19 protein-coding genes and 1 tRNA gene are annotated in these 23,345 nt (G+C 73.8%); 12 read left to right on the forward strand and 8 right to left on the reverse strand.

All coding sequences use genetic code 11. The annotated features are described in order from the left end of the window. The first annotated feature begins 110 nt into the window (after positions 1–110). Complete coding sequence (locus OG898_RS01190) at positions 111–980, forward strand: phosphotransferase enzyme family protein (protein WP_250741988.1); 870 nt, start codon at positions 111–113, stop codon at positions 978–980. Between the two features lie 23 nt (positions 981–1,003). Then, entirely contained in the window at positions 1,004–1,642 is a 639-nt protein-coding gene (locus OG898_RS01195) for a hypothetical protein (protein WP_266954411.1), read from the forward strand. 16 nt (positions 1,643–1,658) lie between these two features. Here the strand turns inward: OG898_RS01195 and OG898_RS01200 are convergent, their stop codons facing one another. Next, on the reverse strand, positions 1,659–2,261 hold the full coding sequence (locus OG898_RS01200; protein ID WP_266954413.1) for a DUF2867 domain-containing protein: 603 nt from the start codon (positions 2,259–2,261) through the stop codon (positions 1,659–1,661). A gap of 105 nt (positions 2,262–2,366) precedes the next feature. Between OG898_RS01200 and OG898_RS01205 the strand changes: the two genes are divergently transcribed. Beyond that, positions 2,367–2,924 carry a TetR/AcrR family transcriptional regulator gene (locus tag OG898_RS01205; protein ID WP_250741991.1) on the forward strand — a complete coding sequence of 186 codons (558 nt, stop codon included), beginning with the start codon at positions 2,367–2,369 and terminating at the stop codon, positions 2,922–2,924. Between the two features lie 13 nt (positions 2,925–2,937). Here OG898_RS01205 and OG898_RS01210 read toward each other — a convergent pair whose 3' ends face one another. Beyond that, positions 2,938–3,681, reverse strand: a complete 744-nt coding sequence (locus OG898_RS01210) for an exonuclease domain-containing protein (protein ID WP_250741992.1) — start codon at positions 3,679–3,681, stop codon at positions 2,938–2,940. 89 nt (positions 3,682–3,770) lie between these two features. Beyond that, positions 3,771–5,051, reverse strand: a complete 1,281-nt coding sequence (locus tag OG898_RS01215) for an SAV2148 family HEPN domain-containing protein (protein WP_266954415.1) — start codon at positions 5,049–5,051, stop codon at positions 3,771–3,773. A gap of 321 nt (positions 5,052–5,372) precedes the next feature. Here OG898_RS01215 and glgX point away from each other — a divergent pair, with 321 nt between their 5' ends. Next, complete coding sequence (gene glgX / locus OG898_RS01220) at positions 5,373–7,487, forward strand: glycogen debranching protein GlgX (RefSeq protein WP_250741994.1); 2,115 nt, start codon at positions 5,373–5,375, stop codon at positions 7,485–7,487. On the opposite strand, the gene OG898_RS01225 is transcribed toward glgX, so the two are convergent. Further along, a complete protein-coding gene (locus tag OG898_RS01225; protein WP_266954417.1) occupies positions 7,472–8,755 on the reverse strand; it encodes an MFS transporter in 1,284 nt (427 codons plus the stop codon). The two genes, glgX and OG898_RS01225, sit on opposite strands and share 16 nt — an antisense overlap. A gap of 82 nt (positions 8,756–8,837) precedes the next feature. Here OG898_RS01225 and treY point away from each other — a divergent pair, with 82 nt between their 5' ends. From treY to OG898_RS01240, 3 genes are all read left to right on the forward strand, one after another. Further along, a complete protein-coding gene (gene treY / locus OG898_RS01230; protein WP_266954419.1) occupies positions 8,838–11,192 on the forward strand; it encodes a malto-oligosyltrehalose synthase in 2,355 nt (784 codons plus the stop codon). A gap of 55 nt (positions 11,193–11,247) precedes the next feature. Continuing rightward, on the forward strand, positions 11,248–12,069 hold the full coding sequence (locus OG898_RS01235; protein WP_266954421.1) for a hypothetical protein: 822 nt from the start codon (positions 11,248–11,250) through the stop codon (positions 12,067–12,069). Positions 12,070–12,138: 69 nt separating this feature from the next. Next, positions 12,139–13,467 carry a M14 family zinc carboxypeptidase gene (locus OG898_RS01240; RefSeq protein WP_266954423.1) on the forward strand — a complete coding sequence of 443 codons (1,329 nt, stop codon included), beginning with the start codon at positions 12,139–12,141 and terminating at the stop codon, positions 13,465–13,467. A gap of 33 nt (positions 13,468–13,500) precedes the next feature. Here the strand turns inward: OG898_RS01240 and OG898_RS01245 are convergent, their stop codons facing one another. Then, a complete protein-coding gene (locus OG898_RS01245; protein ID WP_266954425.1) occupies positions 13,501–13,971 on the reverse strand; it encodes a GNAT family N-acetyltransferase in 471 nt (156 codons plus the stop codon). Positions 13,972–14,022: 51 nt separating this feature from the next. Continuing rightward, entirely contained in the window at positions 14,023–14,586 is a 564-nt protein-coding gene (locus OG898_RS01250) for a DUF1707 and FHA domain-containing protein (protein ID WP_250742001.1), read from the reverse strand. A gap of 112 nt (positions 14,587–14,698) precedes the next feature. On the opposite strand from OG898_RS01250, the gene treZ reads away from it, so the two are divergent. Together treZ and OG898_RS01260 are read left to right on the forward strand one after the other, a co-directional pair. Next, on the forward strand, positions 14,699–16,594 hold the full coding sequence (treZ, locus tag OG898_RS01255; protein WP_266954427.1) for a malto-oligosyltrehalose trehalohydrolase: 1,896 nt from the start codon (positions 14,699–14,701) through the stop codon (positions 16,592–16,594). 78 nt (positions 16,595–16,672) lie between these two features. Continuing rightward, on the forward strand, positions 16,673–17,455 hold the full coding sequence (locus OG898_RS01260) for a class I SAM-dependent methyltransferase (protein WP_266954429.1): 783 nt from the start codon (positions 16,673–16,675) through the stop codon (positions 17,453–17,455). A gap of 34 nt (positions 17,456–17,489) precedes the next feature. On the opposite strand, the gene OG898_RS01265 is transcribed toward OG898_RS01260, so the two are convergent. Continuing rightward, positions 17,490–18,611 carry an aminopeptidase P family protein gene (locus tag OG898_RS01265; protein ID WP_250742004.1) on the reverse strand — a complete coding sequence of 374 codons (1,122 nt, stop codon included), beginning with the start codon at positions 18,609–18,611 and terminating at the stop codon, positions 17,490–17,492. A gap of 298 nt (positions 18,612–18,909) precedes the next feature. Further along, positions 18,910–20,061, reverse strand: a complete 1,152-nt coding sequence (locus tag OG898_RS01270) for a heparan-alpha-glucosaminide N-acetyltransferase domain-containing protein (protein ID WP_266954431.1) — start codon at positions 20,059–20,061, stop codon at positions 18,910–18,912. Between the two features lie 141 nt (positions 20,062–20,202). Between OG898_RS01270 and OG898_RS01275 the strand changes: the two genes are divergently transcribed. The 3 genes from OG898_RS01275 (at position 20,203) to OG898_RS01285 (ending at position 23,337) form a co-directional block, all read left to right on the forward strand. Next, positions 20,203–20,275 (forward strand) — tRNA-His (locus OG898_RS01275). Between the two features lie 124 nt (positions 20,276–20,399). Beyond that, on the forward strand, positions 20,400–21,572 hold the full coding sequence (locus OG898_RS01280; RefSeq protein WP_266954433.1) for an esterase family protein: 1,173 nt from the start codon (positions 20,400–20,402) through the stop codon (positions 21,570–21,572). A gap of 52 nt (positions 21,573–21,624) precedes the next feature. Then, positions 21,625–23,337, forward strand: a complete 1,713-nt coding sequence (locus tag OG898_RS01285; RefSeq protein WP_266954435.1) for a hypothetical protein — start codon at positions 21,625–21,627, stop codon at positions 23,335–23,337. The last annotated feature ends 8 nt before the right edge of the window (positions 23,338–23,345 follow it).

The following is a 23,345-nucleotide window of genomic DNA, read 5'->3' on the forward strand; positions in this document are numbered from 1 at the left end:
AGAGCCGCGACGAACGGGCCGGATGCGAAACTTGTCCGGTCATGAGCAGCCGGGTACGGCCCGGTGGCACCCGGGGCACCCCGGGGAAACGGACGGACTGCGGAGACGGCATGGACGAGGCACGGGCGCGCGAGGCCCTGACGGCGGCGGGCCTGGCACGGGCGGGGTCGCCCGCTCCCCGGCTGCTGGCCCTCGGCGAGAACGCCGTCTTCGCGCTCGACGACAGCGGCCTGGTCGCCAAGGTCGGCCGGGAGGCGGCGCTGCTGCCGCGTGCCGAGCTGGAGCTCAAGGTGGCGGGCTGGCTCGCGGAGGCCGGGGTCCCCGCGGTCCGCGCGGCCGAGCCGGAGCCGCGGCTGGTGGACGGGCACCCGGTGACCCTGTGGCACCGGCTCCCCGACGCGGTCCGCCCGGCCGGCCCGGAGGACCTCGCGGCACTGCTGCGGCAGATCCACGCCCTGCCGGCGCCCCCCTTCGCCCTGCCCCCGCGCGATCTGCTGGGCGGGGTGGAGCGCTGGCTGCGGCTGGCGGGCACGGCGATCGATCCGGCGGACGCGGCGTACCTGCGGGCCCGCCGCGACGGGTACGCCGACCAGGTCGCCGCCCTCACCCCGCACCTCGCGCCGGGCCCGATCCACGGCGACGCACTGCCCCGCAACGTCCACGTGGGACCGGCCGGGCCGGTCCTCGTCGACCTGGAGACGGTCTCCGCCGACCTGCGCGAGCACGACCTGGTGGTGATGGCCCTCTCCCGCGACCGCTACGGCCTTCCCGGAGCGGCGTACGAGGAGTTCACGGCGGCGTACGGCTGGGACGTGCGCGACTGGGAGGGCTGCGCGGTCCTGCGCGGCGCCCGCGAAACGGCCAGCTGCGCCTGGGTCTCCCAGCACGCCCCGGCCAACCCCAAGGCCCTGGCGGAGTTCCGCCGCCGGGTGGCCTCCCTGCGCGAGGGCGACCCGGAAATCCGCTGGCACCCCTTCTAGGACCGGCGTATCAATTCCCGCATATGAAACTGCCCCTCACCATCCACCGGGCCCGGCTCGGCCCGGCGGAGTTCAAGGTGATCCGCCCGGCCCGCCCGCCGGCCCGTGCAGCCCTGTCCGACGGCAACTGGTACCTGCACGTCCAGGTCGACCAGCAGGCGGCGCAGCTCCTCGCCGGACTGTGGTCGCTCGCCGCCACGTCCCCGCGCTCACTGGTCCACGTACCGCTGCGGCGCACCGATCCCGAAACGGGGGGACCGGGCCTCGACCTGGTCCTCCTGCACCACTCGCTCCAGTTCTCGCCCGCACGCTGGAAGGAGCTGCGGGCCCGGCTGGGCCCGGGCCGGCCGCAGACCGCGGACCTTCCCGGACCGGCCTCCACCGACCCCGCGCCCGACCAGTGGCCGCAACGGCACTACCAGGAGAACCGGGACCGGTTCCACCAGCACGTCCACGCGGGCACGCTGTTCATGACGGGGAGCGCCAAGCTGTTCGCCGACACCGCGTGGTTGTTCGCCGACGTCGCCCACAAGGGCCCCGGCCACGTCTTCGCCCACCCCGGCCATCGGCACTACTGCACGACGCTGGGCCCCTACGGCAACCTCGTCGGCACGGGCAGGGGGCTCCACATCGTCTACCGCGACCAGTGGCCGGACCCCTGAGGGACCGTCGTGCGGATCAGACCGCGCCGGAGCCCGCGCGGCGGGCCTCCCAGTCGCGGCCGATGCGGCGGATCAGCGCCGGGTACACCCCCAGGTACCGGAAGGGCTTGATGCCCGCCATGTACGCGGCGCCGAGCAGTCCGTTGGGCTTGACCAGGATGGCCATCTGCCCGTGGTAGCCGCCGGCCCCGTCCCTGTCCGGGACCCAGCTCATGTGCAGCACGCCGTGCATGGTCCGGTTGGCCGTCTCCGCCGCCCATTCGTCGCGCGTCTGGTAGACGGAGGTGAACGGGAGCGACGCGAGGTCGGGCCCGCGGGACCCCTCGCGCAGGTCCGCAGGCAGCCGGTCGCGCAGGGTCGCCACCCGGCCGCCCAAGCCGTCGGCGGGCTCGTCCCAGCCGAAGAGGGCCCCGAGCTTCCAGCGGATCGCGAAGAGCGCGCGGCCCAGGAACGAGGGGACGGGGTCCCCCTTGCCGCCCGCGAACTGCTCCACGAGCAGTGCGAGGTCGTCCGGTCCGCCCGGCGTCGGAAGGTCCCACACGTCCTCGACCCGGAAGTCGCCGGCGATCTCGTGGATCCGCCAGGGACGGTCGGTGTGCGCGGTTCTGGGGAGTCTCATGAGCCAAGCCCCTATCTATACGATGCCGTATAGAAGAAGGCTACACCGATCTATACGGCACCGTATAGATCGAGTCCGGGTGATCCGGGTGAGGGGAGACACGGCATGGGCGCGACCCGCACGCCACGCGGCAGCTGGATCGAGGAGGGGCTGCGCGCCCTCGCCACCGGAGGCCCGGACGCCGTCCGGATCGAGTCCCTCGCGCAGGCGCTCGGTGTCAGCAAGGGCGGGTTCTACGGGCACTTCGGCAACCGGGACGCCCTGCTCGGCGAGATGCTCGACACCTGGGAGCGCGAGGGCGCCGAGGCGGTCATCGAGCAGGTCGAGAGCGCCGGCGGGGACCCCCGGACCAAGCTGAAGCGGCTGTTCGCGATCGCCGCGGCCGCCGAAGGCCCGGCGAAGGGCGTGACGGCCGAGCTCGCGATCCGCGACTGGGCCCGGCGCGACACATCGGTCGCGGAGCGGCTGCGGCGCGTCGACAACCGCCGCATGGACTACCTGCGTTCGCTGTTCGGCGCGTTCTGCACCGACGAGGACGACGTCGAGGTGCGCTGCACGGTGTTCTACTCCATGCGGATCGGCAACTACTTCCTCGCGGCCGACCACGGCCCCCGCAGCCGGGCCGAGGTCATGGAACTGACCCGGGACTGGCTGCTGCGGTGAGCGACGCCGGGCCTCAGACCCGGTACGGCACGACGGGCCAGGCCCGCTCGACTATCGCCTCGGGGTCCGAGGTCCGCCGCAGGTAGCTCTGCAGCGAGGCCGCCTGCTCGGCCGCCGCGCGGATCTGCAGCTCGTGCAGGTCCGCCAGGGCGACCGTCCCTATCGCCGCGTGCACGGCCCCCATCCGCCGTGCCGCGCGGGCCGCCGCCAGCGCGTCCGCGCCCGCGTCGTGCGCCGCTTCCAGGCTCACCCCGTAGTGCTCGCAGAGGGCCTGCAGGGTCCGCCTGCCCTTGCGGTACCGGTCCGCGTGCTTGTCCAGGACCAGGGGGTCGATGACGGGCGGCGCGGTCGTCCCGGGCCAGCGCTCGCCCAGCGGACGGATCCCGTGGCGGCGGCACTCGCGGTCCAGCAGGGTCAGGTCGTACCGCGCGTTCATCACCACCAGCGGGGTTCCCGAGCTCAGCGCCTCCACCAGCGTCCGGGTGATCTCCTCGATCGCCGGGGCCGCGGCCATCCCCCGCGAGCGGGCGTGGTCCGTGGATATGCCGTGGATGGCCGAGGCCTGCTCCGGGATGGGCACGCCCGGGTCGACCAGCCACGTCCGCTCCCGCGCCACCTGCCCGTCCGGCCCGACCGTCACGACGGCCGCCGTCACGATCCGGTCGGACTCCGTGTCGGTGCCCGTGGTCTCCAGATCGAAGGCCACCATCGGCCCGCCGTGCCAGTCCCCCATCCAGTCCCCCGCCCGGTCCCCCATCACGTGCCCCCCGTACCCGTACCGCTACGTCAACGGCTTTCAGCCTGACACGGGCCACTGACAACCCCGGAGCCGGGGCCGCCCCCCGCTCAGGACACCGGGCGGGAGTCCTGCCAGATCGACTCGAATTCTTCCCGGTAGGTCGGGAAGAGCCCGTGCTCCTGATCGGGCCGCACCTGCGAGGCCCGCCCGCCGCCGCGCAGGACCAGGACCGGCGCCTCCATGCCCCGGGCCCGGCGCAGGTACGACTGGACCACCGCGATGCCCGAGGACTCGCCCTCCACCAGGTACGCGGTGAAGCGCGGGGTCTCGTCGAAGACGTGGATCTCGAAGCGCGAGGGGTCGCGCAGGCCCGCCCGCACCCGCCGCACGTGCAGGATGTTCATCTCCACCGAGCGGCTCAGCTCGCCCTTGCGCAGGCCGAGCTCCCGCTCGCGCCGCTTGACCGCGCTGCTCGCCGGGTTCAGGAACAGCAGCCGCACCCGGCAGCCGGCCTCGGCGAGGCGTACGAGTCTTCGGCCCGAGAAGTTCTGGACCAGCAGGTTGAGCCCGATGCCGATGGCGTCGAGCCGCCGCGCGCCGCCGAAGAGGTCCTCCGCCGGGAGCTGGCGCTGCAGCCGCACCCGGTCCGGGTGGACGGAGATGACGTCCGCGTACCGGTCGCCGACCAGGTCCTCGACGGCGTCGATGGGCAGCCGGTCCGCCGCCGGCGAGCCCGCGCCGCCGCCCAGTACCTCCAGCAGCCGCGCCGACGCCCGCTCGGCCTGTTCCAGGACCGCCCGGGACAGGGCCCGGTTGCGCGAGACGACGTTGCGCGTGACCTCCAGCTCGTCCAGCGCCTGCTCGATCTCGCGCCGGTCGTCGAAGTACGGCTCGAAGCAGGGCCAGTGCTGGACCATCAGTTCGCGCAGCTGCGGCAGGGTGAGGAAGCTCAGCACGTTGTCGTCGGCAGAGTCCAGCAGGTAGCCCTTGCGGCGGCTGACCTCGCGTACGGCGACCGCGCGCTGCACCCACTCCTGGCCGGCGGGACCCGCGGCCGCCACCACCCAGTCGTCCCCGCCGTGCACGGGCTCGTAGACGGGCCGGAGCACCGCTCCGACCACGGAGCGCAGCCGCTGTTCGATCAGGTTCAGCCAGATGTACGCACGGCCTGCGCGCTGGGCCCGGGTCCGGACCTCGCTCCAGGCGTCCGCGCCCCAGTCCAGCTCGGCACCGGCTCCCGCCTGCGCCTTCCCGGTCCCGCCGGCTTCCGGCGGGGCCAGCGACACGGCCCCGGCGGGGATCCCGCCGGCCGCACCGCCCGCGGCGTCCGCCGGGCCGCCCTCGTGACCACCGTCACCAGGGGGCAGCTCCAGACCTCCCGAGCTCACCCGTGCACCGCCTCCTGCGTCTGGACGCCCGTCTCCAGTGATCACGGAAGGGTACTCCGCGCGTGCGGCCCCCTGCAGCCCGATGCGTGCCCCTGCGGCCCGACGCGGACTCACGGTCCGTACCCGGTCCGCCCGTTGGCCCATTATCCGCTCTGCCGACGATCGGATCTGCCCATGGTCCGCCGAACCTCTTATCAGCTCTCCGGGTCACCCGGTAGGACCCTCCCAAGTCCCCGCGTGGAAGCCCTCTTTCGGGGAAGATCTGGCAGTGACGTGGTCCACGCCGGATCAGCCCGACACAGAGGGGAAGAGTCGTTTTCTATGCAGGTCTGGCCGGGACAGGCGTATCCGCTCGGTGCCACGTATGACGGCGCCGGCACCAATTTCGCGGTCTATTCGGAGGCCGCCCGACGCATCGAACTGTGCCTGCTGCACGACGACGGTTCGGAGACCGCGATCGAACTGCGCGAGACCGACGCGTTCGTCCGGCACGCCTACCTGCCGGGCATCATGCCCGGTCAGCGCTACGGCTTCCGCGTGCACGGGCCGTACGAGCCCGAGCGCGGCCGCCGCTGCAACGCGGCGAAGCTGCTCCTGGACCCGTACGCGCGGGCCGTCGCGGGGAGCGTCGACTGGGGCGAGGAGGTGTACGGCTACCACTTCGGCCGTCCCGACTCCCGCAACGATCTGGACTCCGCGCCCAAGAGCATGAGTTCGGTCGTGGTCAACCCGTACTTCGACTGGGCCAACGACCGGCCGCCGCGCCACGAGTACCACCACACCGTGCTCTACGAGGCCCACGTGAAGGGCCTGACCATGCGTCACCCCGACCTCCCCGAGGAGCTGCGCGGCACCTACGGCGCCCTCGCGCACCCCGCGGTCATCGGGCACCTGACCAAGCTCGGGGTGACGGCGCTGGAGCTGATGCCGGTCCATCAGTTCGTCAACGACCACCGCCTCGTGGACGACGGGCTCAGCAACTACTGGGGCTACAACACCATCGGCTTCTTCGCCCCGCACAACGGCTACGCCTCGGGCGACCGCGGCCAGCAGGTGCTGGAGTTCAAGTCGGCCGTACGGGCCCTGCACGAGGCCGGCATCGAGGTGATCCTCGACGTGGTCTACAACCACACCGCCGAGGGCAACCACCTGGGCCCGACGCTGTCCTTCCGGGGGCTGGACAACGCCTCGTACTACCGCCTCGCGGACGATCCCCGGCACTACATGGACACCACGGGCACCGGGAACTCGCTGCTGATGCGCTCCCCGCACGTGCTCCAGCTGATCATGGACTCACTGCGCTACTGGGTCACCGAGATGCACGTGGACGGCTTCCGCTTCGACCTGGCGGCCACGCTGGCCCGCCAGTTCCACGAGGTGGACCGGCTGTCCTCGTTCTTCGACCTGGTCCAGCAGGATCCGGTGGTCAGCCAGGTCAAGCTGATCGCGGAGCCGTGGGACCTGGGCGAAGGCGGCTACCAGGTGGGCAACTTCCCGCCGCTGTGGACCGAGTGGAACGGCAAGTACCGGGACACCGTACGGGACCTGTGGCGCGGGCAGCCGCGTACGCTCGCGGAGTTCGCGGGCCGGCTGACGGGTTCCTCCGACCTCTACCAGGACGACGGCCGACGGCCGCTGGCCTCGATCAACTTCACCACCTGCCACGACGGTTTCACCCTGAACGACCTGGTCTCGTACAACGAGAAGCACAACGAGGCCAACCGCGAGGGCAATCGGGACGGCGAGACCCACAACCGCTCCTGGAACTGCGGGGTGGAGGGGCCGACGGAGGATCCGGAGATCGGAGAGCTGCGCGAGCGCCAGATGCGCAACTTCATCGCCACGCTGATGCTGTCGCAGGGCGTGCCGATGATCAGTCACGGCGACGAGTTCGCCCGCACCCAGGGCGGCAACAACAACGCCTACTGCCAGGACAACGAGCTGTCGTGGGTGAACTGGCCGGAGCCCGGCAAACCGGCGCCCGCCCTGCTGGAGTTCACCCGGCGGATGGTGTGGCTGCGGCGGGAGCATCCGGTGTTCCGGCGGCGCCGCTTCTTCCACGGCCGGCCGGTGGAGGGGACGCACGACGAGCTCTCGGACATCGCCTGGTTCACCCCGCACGGCGAGGAGATGAGGGCCCGCGACTGGCAGGCGCAGCACGCGCGGGCGCTGGCGGTGTTCCTGAACGGGGAGGCCATCTCGGAGCCCGGCACCCGCGGGGAGCGGATCACCGACGACTCGTTCCTGCTGATGTTCAACGCGGGCGCCGAAGCACAGGACTTCACCGTCCCGGCCGGGCACGGGGCGCAGTGGCGCCTGGTCGTGGACACGGCGCGGCCGGAGGTGCTTGCACCCGGTACCGGGCCGCAGTACGCGGCCGGGGACCGGGTGACACTGACAGGACGGTGTCTGGTGGTGCTTCAGCGCCCGGCGTAGGCGGCGCCTTCCAGGAGGGCGTCCGGACGGGCGCCCCCGCCGGCCACCACCGGGGTGTGCGTCCGGGCCGACGGCACCCGGGTGACCAGGGCCAGGACCAGGCACAGGGCGGCCGCCCCCACGGCCACCGCGAAGGCGGCGGGGGGCCCGTACCACTCGGCGAGCCGCCCGGAGACGGCGAGCGAGGCGGCCTGGCCGGCGACGAGGGAGCTGGCGGCGAAGGCCATCGACTCGGCGAGCCGGCACGGGCTCACCGCCCGCTCGGTGATGGCGAAGGCGGTGATCAGGTGCGGGGCGTAGGCGGCTCCGAGCACGGTGACGACCGCGTACAGCGGCCACAGGGTCTGCGTGAAGAGCAGCGGTACGGAGAGCACGAGCGCGGCGGCGGTGGCCCACCGCCAGCGCAGCCGCAGCCCGAAGCGGGCGGGCAGCGCGCCGAGCGAGAGCCCGACGGCGGCGCTGACGACGCCCATGGCCGCGTACACGATGCCGGCCTGGCCGGGGACGCCCAACTGTGCGGTGAGGGCGGCGATTCCGGCCTGGCAGGCGCCGAACATGGCGCCCTGGAGGGCGAGGGAGCCCCGTACGGCGAAGACCACGCGCGGCGGGCGGACCCGGGAGCGGTCCTTCTCCCGGCGGACTCCCGAAGGCACTCCGGCCGTGACGGCGGCGGTCGGGTGCAGTGCGTAGAGGGTGCCGAAGACGGCGACGAGGGCGGCCGCTCCGCCGAGGGCGACGGCCGGGTGCAGGGCGAGGGTGGCCAGGCCCACGAGGGCGGGTCCGAAGACGAAGGAGACCTCGTCCAAAGTGCCTTCGAGGGAGTGGATGGCGCCCACGACGCTCTCGTCGGACTTGGCGCGGTGCGCCAGGGCCACGGAGCGGGTACGGGCGAGCGGCCCGATCAGCGGGACGGAGGCCCCGGTGACGAAGCCGATCGCGGCGAGCGGGACGGTGGCGAGGTCGGCGAGCGCCCCGGTCACCAGGGCGGCGGTCGCCACCGCGTTGACCGCGGCGGCGGTCAGGACGACGGAACGCTGGCCGTGACGGTCGGCGAGCCGGCCCAGGACCGGTCCGAAGACCACCTGGCCGGCGGAGAGGGTGCCGCCGACTATGCCCGCGGTGGCCAGGGATCCGCTGGTCTCGGCGACCAGCAGGACGCTGCCGAACTGCGACATCGCGACGGGCAGTCGGGCGAGGAAGGAAATGAGCGGGAGTAGGGGCCCGGTCAGGGCGATGACTCTTCGATAGGTGTTGACGGTTCCAAACACTTGAGCAACGTTAACCCGGTGCAGTCACCCGGATGCATTGGGTAATGGCACGGAATCCCGCATCCTGGGTACGTACGTTCTCATGAGCCTGCCCCCGCGCACCGGTCGCCCGAGTCCCGAGTCCAACCGGCCGGAATCCGATGGACCACCGGCCGTCACCCCGGCGTCGACCTACCGCCTCCAGCTGCGCCCCGAGTTCACCTTCGGGCACGCGCGGGCCGTCGTACCGTACCTCGCCTCGCTCGGGGTGTCGCACCTGCACCTGTCCCCCGTACTGGAGGCCGTGCCCGGTTCCTCGCACGGGTACGACGTCACCGACCACACCCGGGTCCGGGTGGAACTGGGCGGGGAGGACGGACTGCGGGCCCTGGCCGCCGAGGCCCGCACGCACGGGCTCGCACTGGTGCTCGACATCGTGCCGAACCACATGGCGCTGCCCGCGCCGCTCCGCCTCAACCGGCCCTTGTGGGAGGTGGCCCGGGAGGGTCCCGGCTCGCCGTACGCGCGCTGGTTCGACATCGACTGGGAGGCGGGCGGGGGGCAGCTGCTGCTGCCGGTGCTCGGCGAGCCGCTGGATCCGGCCTCCGTCAAGGTCGGGGAGGCCGCCGGCGGGGCCGGGGGCGGCGATCGCGCCGTCCTGCGGATCGGGGAGCTGGAGTTCCCCCTCCGGGAGGGCACGGCCGGGCTGGATCCGGCGTCCCTGCTCGCCGCCCAGTGGTACCGGCCCGCATGCTGGCGGGAGGCCAGGACCGGCCTCAACTACCGCCGCTTCTTCACCATTTCGGAGCTGATCGGGGTGCGCGTGGAGGACCCCGAGGTCTTCGCCGTCACGCACGCCAAGGTGCTGGAGCTGGTCCGGGACGGGGTCGCCGAGGGGCTGCGGATCGACCACGTGGACGGCCTCGCCGACCCCGAGGGATACCTGCGGCGACTGCGGGACGCCGTCGGCGGGCACTGCTGGGTGGTGGTCGAGAAGATCCTGGCCCGCGAGGAACGGCTGGCTCCCGGCTGGCCGGTGGCGGGGACCACCGGGTACGACGCGCTGTACCGGGTGGACGGGGTGCTGACCGACCCGGCCGGGGCCGCGCGGCTCGACGCCCGCTTCCGTGAGGCGACCGGGCAGCCCCGGTGGGAGCGAACCGCCGCGGCGGGTGCCCGGGAGGTCCTGACCGGGGACCTGGCCGCCGAGCTGGCCGCGCTGGAACGACTGGCCGGACCGGAACTCGCGGGTGCAGTACGCGAGTTGCTCATCGCCTACCCCGTCTACCGGCCCTACCCCGGCGATCCAGACCTCGCCCCCGAGGCCCTGGAGCGGGCCGCCGCGCAGGCCGGCGCGGACCCGGTGGCGGGCGTACGCGAACTCCTGCTGCGGGACCCGGCCTTCGCGGCCCGCTTCGCCCAGACCTCGGCCGCGCTGCGCGCCAAGTCCCTGGAGGACAGGGCCTTCTACCGGTACGCCCCGCTGCTGTCTGCCACCGAGGTGGGCGGGGATCCGGGTGCTCCGGCGGTCACGGTGGCGGAGTTCCACGCGTACTGCGCCGAGCAGGCGAGGCTGTGGCCCCGCTCCGGGACCGTGCTGACCACGCACGACACGAAGCGCAGCGCGGACGTCCGGGCGCGGATCTCGGTGCTCTCGCAGGACCCGGACGCGGTACCGGCTCCGGCCGGAGCGGACCCCCAACTCGCTTGGGTGGCCTGGCAGACGGCCTTCGGGCTCGGGGCCGGCGGCAACAACATGGTGCGCCTCGACCGGCTGTGGCAGGCCCTGCTGAAGTCCGTCCGCGAAGCCGCCCTGCACACCACGTGGACCGAACAGAACCGGGCCTACGAGGCCACGGTCCGGGACTACGTCCTGACGACCGCCCCGACGCCCTCCGGGCCCCTGGCCGCGGCGGCCCGCGCCAACCTGCTCGGCGCGGCGCTGCTGCACCTGGCCATGCCCGGGGTCCCGGAGGTCTACCAGGGCGCGGAGACGGAGTACCGGGCCCTGGTCGACCCGGACAACCGGCGGCCCGCCGTCTTCCCCCGGGAGACCCTGGCCCGGCTGGACGCGGGCGCCGCGCCGTCCGGGACGGCCGAGGAGAAGCTCGCCCTCACCGCCGCCCTGCTGCGGCTGCGGCGCGACCGCCCCGGGCTGTTCGACGGCTACGCGCCGCTGTCCGCCCGGGGCCCGGCGGCGGAGCACTGCGTGGCCTTCGCCCGCTCGGCCGGGCTGGTGGCGGTGGCCACCCGCCTGTCGCACCGGCTGGCCGGAGCCGGCGGCTGGCGCGACACGGCCCTGCCACTGCCGCCCGGGCGCTGGCGGCGGCTCGCTCTCCTCGGACGCGCGGAGGGCGCGCGCGAAGCCCCGTACGAGGACGAGGTTCCGCTCACCGCGCTCCTCGGCGGCGCCTCGCCGGTCGCGGTCCTGCTCAGGGAGGACGCGGACCCGGCGTGACCAGCAGGATCGGCCCTTCTTCCCGTACAACTCAGTGAACGGATTCAAGAGGACCATGACGGCCGTCGGCACGGGGGCGAAGAGCCTGGAGACGGGCGTGCCGACCGCAGGCATCTTCAGGGACGAACGCAACCGGTTCATCGTCTTCACCGGTGAGACAGAGGGCGACTACGGGTGGCACCAGGGCGACGAGCAGCCTCTCCTCCTCGACGCCATCGCTGTCCAGGTCGTCCAGGGAGAGATCGGTCTGACCGGAGCTCGCCTCGAACCGGGCGTCGACCGCGTAGGTGGACCGTCCGACCTTCGCTCCGGCCAGTGGCAGGCGTACGCCCCTGCGCGGGTGGACCGCGGTGACCGTGCGACGGCAAGCTCACCATCAGCGGCAAGGTCACCGTCGACGGCATCGGAGTCCTTCACCGTGCCCTACGACAGGACGTTCACCGTGACGGTCAGCGCGACTTCACCGTATGTCGACCGGTGGCGGGTGCACACTCCGGGCACCACGAACATCGGCCCCAGCACAGGCACCCGGGTGCTCCGCCAGCCACGCATCGGGACCGAGTTCACCACCCTCCGCATCGCACCGCGCCCCGTGGCCAAGGGACAGCAACTGACCGTCTCCGGAGTTCTGCGGACCTACGACTCCACCAAGGGGTACGCGGTCTATCCCGGCCAGAAGGTCCGCTACTACTTCCGGCCCGACGGCTCCACCGTGACGCAGGAGGTGGGCACGTCCGTCTCCCTGGCCAACGGAGGCTTCAGCAAGGAATTCACCGCACAGACCAGCGGCTACCGGTGGATCCGCTTCGTCGACGCCGACGCCACCCATCTCGCCACCGGCCACTACCCGCTGGGCCACGTCCAGGTCACGGGCTGACCCGGCGCCGATCGGCGAACTTCCCGGTCACAGCACTAGGGCAGGCGCAGGACGGGAATGGGACCGTCTGTGACCCTGATCCGTGACATGTGCTACCCCACCCCGCACGAACTCGCCCTGGCCGCGCGGGCTCTGGCCGATGAACACCCCGCCCTGGCCCGGCTCCGCCAGATCGGCGCGTCCCGGGCCGGGGAACCGCTGTGGCTGCTCTCCGTGGGCGACGGGGACGCCTCCCGCGCCGTGCTCGTCGTCGCCGGGGCCCACGCCAACGAGCCCGTGGGCGGCGCCACCGCCCTCGCGCTCGCGCGCCGGCTCATCCGCGAAGCCACGGGCTCCGGCGACGCCGGGGCCGGCGGCGCGGCCCCGCGCCCCGACGCCGGGACCACCCCCACCACCCCCACCGCCGCCGGAACCACCTGGCACTTCCTGCTCTGCGCCGACCCCGACGGCGCGGCCCTGCACCGCACGCCGCGCCCGTACTCCCTGCTCGACTACCACCGGAACTTCTTCCGGCCGCCCGGCCCCGAACAGCCGGAGTGGGCGCCGTCTTTACTGCCCCCGGACCGCCTGCCGCCCGAGACCCTCGCCCTGACCCGGCTCATCGACGAGCTCCGGCCCGCCCTCCAGGTCTCCCTGCACGGCACCGATCTCGGCGGCTCCTGGGTGCAGCTGACCCGGGACATACCCGGGCTCGCCGAGCCCTTCGGCAAATCGGCCGCCGAGCTGCACATTCCGGTCGAGACCAGCGCCTCCGACGCCTCGGGCTGGCCCTCGCCGGGGGCGGGGATCTTCGTGATGCCCGAGCCCGGGACCACGGACGACGGGCCGTTCCACCCCGAGGACACCCGGCTCAGCACCTGGTACCACGCCCACCGCCACGCCGGCACCACCGCGATCGTCGAAGTCCCCATGTGGGCCTCGGACCTGGTGGACGACCCGGCCCCGCACCCCGACCCCCGAGCCGCCCTGCGCGTCCTGGCCGGCCGGCTCACCGCCGACGCCGCGCGGGTGGCGGCCCTGCGGGAGAGCGCGGGCGGCGGTACGGATCCGGGCGCCGCGGCCCTGCTGCGCGCGGTGGACTGGACGCTCGCGCTGATCCCCCGGATCACCGCCGAGTGGACGGGAGCCGGAGCTCCCGCCGAGGCGACCGCCGCGTACATCGGGAGCATCGACGCCTTCGGCCGACGGCTCTCGCTGCGCGCCGCGGCGATGCTGCTCCGGGTGCTGCGCGCCCAGGGGCAGCCGACGGCGCCGGCCGTGGACCGGCTCGTCACGGGGTGGTGCGAGGAGTTCGCGGACCGCTTCCAGGCGCGCTGGGTCCCGGTGGCCACGCAGGTGGAGCACCAGTCCCGCGTGGTCCTGGCGGCCTACGACCGGCTCGTGGCGGCGGGCCGGTAGGGCCCGGGGAGACCCCGGGGACCCGGGCGCGGCCTACTCCACCGGCAGGGCGTACCGGAGCTTCGGCTTGCCGGTGGCTCCGAGCCGGTCGTAGAAGCGGATCGCGCCCTCGTTCCAGTCGGGCGTCTGCCACTCGACGTGGCCGAGGCCCAGCGTGCGGGCCAGGGCGGCCACCCCGTCCATCAGGGCGGCCCCGAGGCCGTGGCCGCGGGCCTCCTCGGCCAGGTAGAGGCAGTCCATGTGGAGGTAGTGGCGGGCCTCCCAGAAGGAGAACTCGGCCGAGCAGCCGGCGTACCCGGCGACCTCGCCGCGCGGGGTCTCGGCCAGCAGCACCCACAGCCGGGCCCCGTCGGCGAACAGCTGCGCGCCGAGCCGGTCGGCGAGACCGGCCGGGCGGGGCTCGGACCTCTCGTAGACCATGTGCTCGCGCATGAGCTCGACCAGCCGGGGCAGGTCCTCGGGGCGCGCGGGCCGTACGACGGGGGCGGCAGACGTGTGTTCCATGGGTGCCATCCTCCGCGCGGCCCGCCTCCACCCGCCAACCGGGCCCCGGACTCAGCCGCCCGAGAGCCTGAAGGTCATCCGTCCGAAGCCGATCTGGTCCCCGTCCCGCACCACCGCCGAGCCCGTCACCCGGCGCCCGTTCACCGTGGTCCCGTTCGTCGAGCCGAGGTCCCGCACCACCCAGACCCCGTCCCTGACGCTCAGTTCCGCGTGGGCCCGCGAGACCGTCTCGTGGCTCAGGCGCAGTCCGTTGCCCGGGTCGCGGCCGATCCGCAGCGGTCCGGCGCTCGGGTGCGGGAGGAGCAACGCGGGCAGCTTCTCCGCGGCCCAGGCCTGCCGTACTCCCACGGACACGGCCGAGACCCGCCCCACCCAGCCGAACAGCCGGCGGGTCCACGGGCTCTCCCCGGCCTCCCGGCCCTCCAGGTCCGCGGTGAGCACGGCGAGGTCCTCGGAACGGCGGGCGACGAGGGCGAGTTCCATGCGGCGCAGGAAGGTGTCGTGCGACAGCTTGCCGACGGCGGCGCCCTCCCTGAGCTGGCCCAGGGCGCGGTCGCGCTCGGCATCGGAGAGCCGCGGGGCGGGGAAGGCGGGGAACTCGAAACTCGACGTCACCAGGTGATTGTCGGCCTGTCGGGGGCAGAGTGTCCAGAACTCCCGCGACGAGCCGGGGATGATGGCCCGGACACGCAGGTTGGGGTACCGCCGCCAGACGAGGGGACCGTCCGTGCAGTTCGAGGTGTGGGCACCGCTGACAGACCGGGTCGCACTGCGGCTCGACGGGGCCGCGTACGCGATGGCGCCCGATCCGGAGCGCGCCGGCTGGTGGGTCGTGGAGGCTCCGGCCGCCGACGGCTCCCGGTACGGGTTCCAGCTGGGCGGCGCCCCGGAGGCTCCCGCGCCTCCCGGGCCCGGGGACGATCCGGGTGACCGGGTCCATCCCGAGGACGATCCGCGCGACCCGGTCCACCCCGGGCACCTCGGACAGCACGCGGACCTCGCGGCCGCCGGCCGGCCGGCCGTCTCCGAACACCCCGTACGGCCGGATCCGCGCGGGCGGCGCCTGCCGGACGGCCCCGACGGGCACTCGGCCGTGGTCGACTTCGCCTCCCTCGCTCCCGCCGAGCCGGCCCCCTCGCCCCGGGTGCCGCTGCAGGACGCCGTCCTGTACGAGCTGCACATCGGCACCTTCACCCCCGAGGGCACCTTCGACGCGGCGGCCGCCCGCCTCGGTCACCTCACCGCACTCGGGGTCACGCACGTCGAGCTGATGCCGGTCTGCCCGTTCCCCGGGCGGCACGGCTGGGGGTACGACGGGGTCGCGCCCTGGGCGGTGCACGAGCCGTACGGGGGCCCCGCCGGGCTGGTCCGGTTCGTGGAGGCCGCGCACGCCGCCGGGCTCGGCGTGGTGCTCGACGTGGTCCACAACCACCTCGGCCCCTCCGGCAACCACCTCCCCGTCTTCGGCCCGTACTTCACCGAGAGCCACCACACCCCCTGGGGCGCGGCGGTGAACCTGGACGCGCCCGGCTCCGACGAGGTGCGCGCGTACTTCCTGGGCAGCGCGCTGGCCTGGCTGCGCGACTACCGGATCGACGGGCTGCGGCTGGACGCGGTGCACGCGCTCGCCGACGGGCGGGCGCTGACCTTCCTGGAGGAGCTGTCCGCGGCGGTGGACGAGCTGGCCGCCGAGACCGGACGGCCGCTGTTCCTGATCGCGGAGTCCGACCGCTGCGACCCGCGCACCACGAACCCGCGCGCCGCCGGGGGCCTGGGCCTGCACGCGCAGTGGAACGACGATTTCCACCACGCCCTGCACTGCACGCTGACCGGCGAGTCCCAGGCCTACTACGCGGACTTCGCCGAGGCCCCGCTCGGGGCCCTCGCCAAGACCATGACCCGGGCCTTCTTCCACGACGGGACCTGGTCCTCCTTCCGGGGCCGCCACCACGGCCGCGCGGTGGACCGGGGCCGCACCCCGGCGCACCGCTTCCTCGGCTACGCCCAGACCCACGACCAGATCGGCAACCGCGCGCTGGGCGACCGGCTCGCGGCCTCCCTGTCCCCCGGGCTGCTGGCGTGCGCGGCGACGGTGGTGCTGACCGGGCCGTTCGTGCCGATGCTGTTCATGGGCGAGGAGTGGGGCGCCGGCACGCCGTGGCAGTACTTCACCGACCATCCCGACGAGGAGCTCGCCGAGGCCGTACGGGCGGGCCGGCGGCGGGAGTTCGCGGAGCACGGCTGGAAGGCGGAGGAGATCCCCGACCCCCAGGACGCGGCGACCCGCGACCGCTCCTGCCTGGACTGGGCCGAGCCGGTCCGGGAGTCCCACGCCCGCCTGCTGGACTGGCACCGCTCCCTGATCAGGCTCCGCCGCACCCACTCCGACCTGCGCGATCCCGATCTGGCGGCGCTGCGGATCGCCCATGACGAGGAGCGCCGCTGGCTGACGTTCCGGCGGGGCGACGTCCGTGTGGTGGTGAACCTCTCCGGGGAGCCGGTCACCGTCGCGCTCGGCCGCAACGGAGTCCGGGTGCTGGCCGCCTGGCTCCCCGTCGAGCACCCCGACGCCGACGGACGGGTCCACGTACCGGCCGAGTCGGCGGTGGTGCTGGGCCCTTAGGGCGGGAGCGGGCGGCGGTCCGGTCCGGCCCGTGAAACTCCGTCGCGGAGGTGCCGGACCGTCTGATGGGATCGGCCCATGAAGATCGAATCTGACGCGTCTTCCGCGGGCGTGAGCGGGCGGCGTACGGCCAAGTACGACCGGATCGGGGTGGGTTACCGGGAGATCCGGCGGCCCGACCCCCGGCTGGCCTCGCTGATCGCGGACGGGCTGGGGGACGCCCGTACCGTGGTCAACGTCGGTGCGGGCGCCGGTTCGTACGAGCCGCAGGACCGCGAGGTGACGGCCGTGGACCCGTCCCGGGTCATGCTCGACCAGCACCCGGGGACCCGTAAGGTCAGGGCCGGTGCGGAGCAACTGCCCTTCGCCGACGGGGCGTTCGATGCGGCGATGGCCGTGATGACCGTCCATCACTGGCCGGACCCGGCACGCGGACTGGCCGAACTGCGGCGGGTCTCCCGGCGCCAGGCCGTCTTCACCTGGGATCCGGAGCACCGGCCGGAGCTGTGGCTCTTCGAGGAGTACCTCCCCGAGGTCGGGAAGCAGGACCGCGCCGCCTTCACCCCGCTGTCCGTGGTGACGGAGGCCCTGGACGCGCACACCGTGCTGCCCTTCCCCGTCCCGCACGATTTCACCGACGGGTTCCGGGCCGCCTTCTGGCGCCGGCCCGAGTCCTACCTCGACCCGGTCGTACGCGCCGCCAGCTCCACCCTCGCGAGCCTGCCGGCCTCCGTCGTGGAGCCGGCGATCGCCCGGCTGCGCGAGGACCTGCGCTCGGGGGCGTGGCAGCGCCGCCACGCCGACCTGCTGGAGCGGGAGAGCATCGACTACGGCTACCGCCTGGTCCTCGCCGGGGCCTGAGCCCCGGCGAGGTGGCGGCCTTCCGCTGCCGCGCCTACTGCACGAGCGCCAGCTCGCGGGAGGCGTTGTTGAAGCTGCGGCAGCCGTTCTCGGTGACCGTGATGATGTCCTCGATCCGGACCCCGAACCGCCCCGGGAGGTAGATCCCCGGCTCCACGGAGAAGCACATGCCGGGGACGAGGAGCTGCTCCTCGCCCTCCACCATGTACGGGGGCTCGTGCGTGGTGACTCCGATGCCGTGGCCCGTGCGGTGGATGAACTGCTCGCCGTAACCGAACTCGGTGATCACCGCGCGGGCCGCCCGGTCCACGTCCTGGCAGGCGGCCCCCGGCCGGGCCGCCGCCACGCCCGCCAACTGGGCCTCGCGGACGATGTCGTGGACGCGCTGCTCCTCCTCCGTGGGCTCGCCGACGTGGACGGTACGGGAGATGTCGGAGCCGTAGCCGTGCTTGAGGCCGCCGAAGTCGAGGACCACCATGTCCCCGTGCTGGATGACCCGGTCGCCCGCCTCGTGGTGCGGGTTGGCGCCGTTCGGGCCGGAGCCGACGACGGTGAAGTCCACCTGGGAGTGGCCGTGCACGCGCAGCAGCGCGTCCAGGTCGGCGGCGACGTCGCTCTCCCGGCGCCCGGCGAAGGGGACGTGGAGGATCTGCGCGTACGCGGCGTCGGCCGCCTCGCCCGCCGCCGCGAGCCGGGCCAGCTCGCGCTCGTCCTTGACCGCGCGCAGCATCGGCAGCGCATCGGTCAGCGAGACGTACGAGGTGCTCGGCAACTCCCGCTGCAGACCCAGCAGGTGCAGGGCCCAGGCGTTGTCGCTGACCCCGAAGCGGCCGGTCACGTCCAGCAGCGGCGAGGTCACGGCGTACGGGTTCTTCCCGTCGGCCCAGTCCCGCAGGGTCAGCGCCCCCGCTCCGGGGGACTTCGCCGCGTCGGGGGCTTCCAGGGCGGGGACGACGAGGACGGGGTCCTGCCCGGCGGCGAGGACGAGCAGGGTCATCCGCTCGGTGTCGACGGGCCGGTACCCGGTGAGGTGGGCCAGGTCGGGCCCGGGGGCGACCAGCAGGCCGGCCAGCCCCGCATCGGCGGCGGCCTGCGCGGCGGCGGCCATCCGGGCGGCGTAGTCGGCGGCCGTGAAGGGATCGAAGTCATGGTCCATGCCGCGATCCTCCCGCGCCCCGCCCCCCGACGGCAGGGGGCCGCGCCGATCACCCGGGACCCCGCCCCCGCACTGCCCGCTTCGCGGGGCGAGGTCCCCTACCCGCCCTTCCACCGTTCCCCGGGCTCGGCCCGGACCCGTACGTGCGCTGCGCGCCCGTACCCTCAAACGCCGGGCGGGCTGGAAAATCCAGCCCCGCCGGCGTTTGAGGCGCGGGGTCCGGGGCGGAGCCCCAGGGAACGGTGGAAGGGCGGGTAGGGGACAGCCCCGCAGGGCAGCGCACAGGGCTGCGCGCGCGTCACGCCGGGGTCAGCACCCGCAGCGCCCACTCCAGCGGCCCCCGCCGCAGCTCCGTACCGCGCAGGAAGTGGCCCCAGGCCAAGCAGCCGGTCACCGCGGCGACCGAGAAGCCGCCCAGCACCTCCCACCCGCTCCAGCCCCGCAGGAACACCGCCAGCGCGAGCGCGTGCACCACGTACACCGTCAGGGCCATCGCCCCGACGGCGGCGAGCGGCCGGAGCACCCCGGCCGCCCGGCGGGCGCGCGCGGCCAGTGCGAGGAGGCCTATGAGGGCCGCCCCGACCCCGGAGTTGCCGAGGGTCTCCAGCGGGGTCTGGCTGTAGGGGCCGGCCAGCAGCAGCCAGTCCCAGGAGGTGCTGGGGACGGCACCGAACTGCTCCCCCAGCACGGCCGCGACCGGATCGGGCTCTCCCGCCGCCCAGGGGTGCTCCCGTGCGACGGCCTCCAGCAGCGGCCCGCGCCGGCCACCGGGCCCCAGCGCGAGCCAGGAGGCGCCGTAGCCGGCGACGGCGGCCGCCGCCCCGAAGCCGGTCAGCAGCCGCAGCGACCGCTCGCTGCGCAGGTCGGCGAGGCGGCCGAGGGCCATGCCGGCCAGGATGTACGGGAAGTAGGTGAGCAGCGGGTACGCACCCGAGAGCAGCAGCTCCCGCAGCATCCCGCCGGCCCCCGCCCAGCTCGTCAGGTCGGCGGGGACGGGGGTGGCGCCGCGCCCTGCGGTGCGCAGCCCGAGGGGCGGGCCCAGGAGGTACGAGAGGACCGGGCCCAGCACCACCGAGGCGCCCGCGACGGCCGCCAGGGTGCGGGTGCGCAGCCGGGTGAAGGGTTCGGCGGCCAGGAAGTAGACGGCGTAGAAGGCCAGGATGACGAGGATGCCGGGCGAGAGCGCGGCCAGGCACAGGCCGAGCGCGCCGAGGATCGCGCAGCGGGTCAAGGTGGCCCGCAGCGGCGGCGGTCCGGCGGCGCGGGAGCGGGCGAGCGCGAGGGAGAACCCGGCGATGAGCGTGAAGACGGCGGGCGCCCGGCCGTCGGCGGCGACGAGCAGCCAGCCGGTGCCCTCGGGCACGGGCGGCGGGCCGACGTGTACGGCGAACATGCCGAGGACGGCGATGCCGCGGGCGGCGTCCAGGCCGGTCAGTCGGTTCGGTCCCATACGGGTAGGGATGGCGATCCGGGGCGCGGGGTTGCCTGCGGGGGCGACCGGCCGGGCCGCCGGAAAAGGCGTCGCGGGAGCACCCCGCTGATCAGCTATGCTGTGCTTGCACATCGAACGGGCGGTCCGCCGCCCTTCGTGGTGGGTGTAGCTCAGTTGGTAGAGCACCTGGTTGTGGTCCAGGTGGCCGCGGGTTCAAGTCCCGTCACTCACCCTGTTGATCCCGTGGGGGTTACGAGTTTCCTCGTAACCCCCACGGGTTTTTTCGTTCCTCCGAGGGGACCGGCACGTCGCGGCCGGCCGGGCCCGCCTGCCGGAGTCCTGGCAGGATCACCCGCATGAAAAGCGACATCGGGGGCACCCCGGCGCTGCTCCTCGCCGCCCTCGTGGCGGCCGCGGTGTTCGGAGCCGCGGTGTGGCTGTGGCCCCGGCTCGCGGGGTCCGGGGTCCGGCCGGTGCTGGGGAGGGCGGGGCTCCAGCTCGCCATCACCCTGACGACGGGGTCGGCGCTGCTGCTCGCGGTGAACTCCTCGTACGGCTTCTACGGCTCCTGGCGCGACCTGTTCTCCCTGCGCCGCGAGGATCCGGTGCCGGCGGGCGCGGACGCCGCGGCGCGGGCGGCGCTGCTGGTGCGGGGCACGCACTCCTGGCGGTACGCCGGCACCGACGACCCGGCGGTGATCGGCCGGATCGAGGCGGTGACCGTGCGCGGGGCCGGCAGCGGGCTGTCGGGGCAGGGGTACGTGTACCTGCCTCCGCAGTACGTGCACGCGTCCGCCGGGCGGCGGGCGGAGTTCCCGGTGGTGCTGGCGCTGAGCGGGTTCCCGAGCACGCCGGGGGTGCTGGTCGACCGGCTGCGGTATCCGCAGGTGGCGCTGGAGGCGGTGCGGGCGGGGCGGATGCGGCCGGCGGTGCTGGTCCTGATGACCCCGACGGTGGCGCCGCCCCGGGACACGCAGTGCGTGGACGTGCCGGGCGGGCCGCAGGCGGAGACCTTCTTCGCGCGGGACCTGAGGGCGGTGGTGTCCTCGTACTACGGCCTCACGCCGGACGCCCGGGGGTGGGGCGCGATGGGCAATTCGGTGGGCGGCTACTGCGCCCTGAAGCTGGCCCTGCGCACACCGGACGCCTACCGGGCGGCCGCCGCGCTGTCGGCCCCGTACGCGGCGGTGCGGGACGCGGACACCGGTGACCTGTTCGGCGGCGACGCGGGCCGCCGACAGGAGGACGACCTGCTGTGGCGGCTGCGGAACCTGCCGCAGCCGCCGGTGTCCCTGCTGGTGGCGAGCAGCCGCAAGGGCGAGCACCAGTACCCGCAGACGCTGGAATTCATCGACGCCGTACGGTCACCCGCACGCGTCTCCTCGATCGTGCTCGCGAGCGGCGGCCACAACTACGAGACCTGGGCGCGCGAGGTGCCGCCGGCCCTGGAGTGGCTGGTGGGACGGCTGAGTCCGCCCGGAGAGGTTTCGGGGGGACCGGCCGCACGACCCGGACCTACGCGCAGGTAATCTGATCAAGACTTTTTTGCAATGGCGAACATGTTCAGATTTAGGGGGGCCGGTGTTCCGTCACCGTGTCATGATCTCCGCCGCCGTCGTCGCGGCTGCCGTCGGCTTCGTACCCGTCACCGCCCAGGCCGCGCCGTCGGCCGGTGCCGCCTCCGCGACGCCCACGCCGGCGCCGAAGCCGAAGCCGACGCCCGCGCCGCCCGCGAAGGGCCCGGCGGAGGGGGCCTCCGCCGCGAAGGAAGCGGCCGGGAAGGCCGCCGCGCAGGAGATAGCGACGAAGACCGCGGCCGCGAAGGCCCGGGCCTCGGCCGCGTCCGGCCCGGCGGCGCGCACCCAGCAGAGCGCGTACTTCGACGTGTCGATGGGCGCCATCACCTCCGACGCGCTCTCCGTCGGGCTGGCCACCGGCGTCAGCACCGACCTGACGTACGGCCTCGTCCGGTACGACATCGACTGGGGCGACGGCATCGTCGCCACGGAGTTCGGCCTCGTCGCCGACCTCGTGTATCCCGCCGATCACACCTACGCCCACGCCGGCGCCCACACGATCACGATCAAGGCGACCGGCCCGGGCGGCGAGACCGCCGTCACCACCAAGACGATGGTGGTGGAGGGCTCCGAGTTCACCCCGCACGCCCCCACCCGGCTGCTGGACACCCGTGACGGCACCGGTACCGGGACCCCCGGCGCCCGCCCCGTCGGAGCCAACGGCACGACCCGCGTGAAGATCGCCGGCAGCGGTTCCATCCCGGCCGGGGTGACGGCCGTGGCCCTCAACATCACGGTGACCAACGCCGCGACGGCCGGGCACGTGATCGCGTACGCCTCCGGCACGAAGCGGCCGGAGACCTCGAACGTCAACTTCGTGAAGGGCCAGACCGTACCCAACCTGGCGATCGTGCCGGTCGGCGCGGACGGCTACGTGGAGCTGGCCAACCGCAGCCTGGGCTCGGTGGACCTGATCGCCGACGTGACGGGCTACTTCAGCCGGACCGCCGCCGCCGGCTACACCTCCCTGGAGCCGACCCGGCTCGTCGACACCCGTCAGGGACTGGGGGCGTCCACAGTCGCACCCGGTCCCCAGAAGACCTTCGGCGTCCAGGTCGCCGGAGCGGCCGGGCTGCCGGCCACCGGCGTGACGGCCGTGTCCCTCAACGTCACCGTGGTCAACCCGGGCCAGGCCGGCCACCTGACCGTCTTCCCGGGCGGCGGGCAGGCCCCGTCCACCTCCAGCGTGAACTTCACCGCCGGGCAGACCGTCGCAAACGCGGTGATCGTCCCGGTCGGACCGGACGGCCGGATCAGCATCCGCCACGCCTCCTTCGGCCACTCCGGCGTGATCGTGGACGTCACCGGCTACTACGGCGCCGACGGCAAGGCCGCCTACCTTCCGGGGAAGCCCGAGCGCCTTGAGGACACCCGGACCTACGGCTGGCCCCTCGAGGCCCAGAACTACCACAAAGAGATCCAGTGGATGGCGAGCGGGCTCGAAGCCCTCGTCCTGAACACCACGGTGACCAACACGAGGAGCGCCGGTCACCTCACGGTGGCCCCCGACCCGAACACCAAGGACGACTACCTCAACGGCACGGTGGAGCGCCCGACCCCGCCGAACACCTCCGTCCTGAACTGGACGAAGGACACGACCGTCGCGAACATGGTCCAGGCCGGCACCGGCAACAACGACATCGTCGACTTCTGGAACCGCGGCTGGGAGCCGACCGACCTGATCATCGACCTGTTCGGCACGTACAGCAGGAAGTGACCCGCACC

Origin of the sequence: Streptomyces sp. NBC_00193 (genome assembly GCF_026342735.1) — a bacterium.
Taxonomy (GTDB): Bacteria; Actinomycetota; Actinomycetes; order Streptomycetales; family Streptomycetaceae; genus Streptomyces; species Streptomyces stoeckheimensis.

Coding starts and splice junctions, on each gene's coding strand:
- OG898_RS01190 (WP_250741988.1), top strand. CDS start 111: ATGGACGAGGCACGGGCGCGCGAGGCCCTGACGGCGGCGGGCCTGGCA.
- OG898_RS01195 (WP_266954411.1), top strand. CDS start 1,004: ATGAAACTGCCCCTCACCATCCACCGGGCCCGGCTCGGCCCGGCGGAG.
- OG898_RS01200 (WP_266954413.1), bottom strand. CDS start 2,261: ATGAGACTCCCCAGAACCGCGCACACCGACCGTCCCTGGCGGATCCAC.
- OG898_RS01205 (WP_250741991.1), top strand. CDS start 2,367: ATGGGCGCGACCCGCACGCCACGCGGCAGCTGGATCGAGGAGGGGCTG.
- OG898_RS01210 (WP_250741992.1), bottom strand. CDS start 3,681: ATGGGGGACCGGGCGGGGGACTGGATGGGGGACTGGCACGGCGGGCCG.
- glgX (WP_250741994.1), top strand. CDS start 5,373: ATGCAGGTCTGGCCGGGACAGGCGTATCCGCTCGGTGCCACGTATGAC.
- treY (WP_266954419.1), top strand. CDS start 8,838: ATGAGCCTGCCCCCGCGCACCGGTCGCCCGAGTCCCGAGTCCAACCGG.
- OG898_RS01235 (WP_266954421.1), top strand. CDS start 11,248: ATGACGGCCGTCGGCACGGGGGCGAAGAGCCTGGAGACGGGCGTGCCG.
- OG898_RS01245 (WP_266954425.1), bottom strand. CDS start 13,971: ATGGAACACACGTCTGCCGCCCCCGTCGTACGGCCCGCGCGCCCCGAG.
- OG898_RS01260 (WP_266954429.1), top strand. CDS start 16,673: ATGAAGATCGAATCTGACGCGTCTTCCGCGGGCGTGAGCGGGCGGCGT.
- OG898_RS01265 (WP_250742004.1), bottom strand. CDS start 18,611: ATGGACCATGACTTCGATCCCTTCACGGCCGCCGACTACGCCGCCCGG.
- OG898_RS01270 (WP_266954431.1), bottom strand. CDS start 20,061: ATGGGACCGAACCGACTGACCGGCCTGGACGCCGCCCGCGGCATCGCC.
- OG898_RS01280 (WP_266954433.1), top strand. CDS start 20,400: ATGAAAAGCGACATCGGGGGCACCCCGGCGCTGCTCCTCGCCGCCCTC.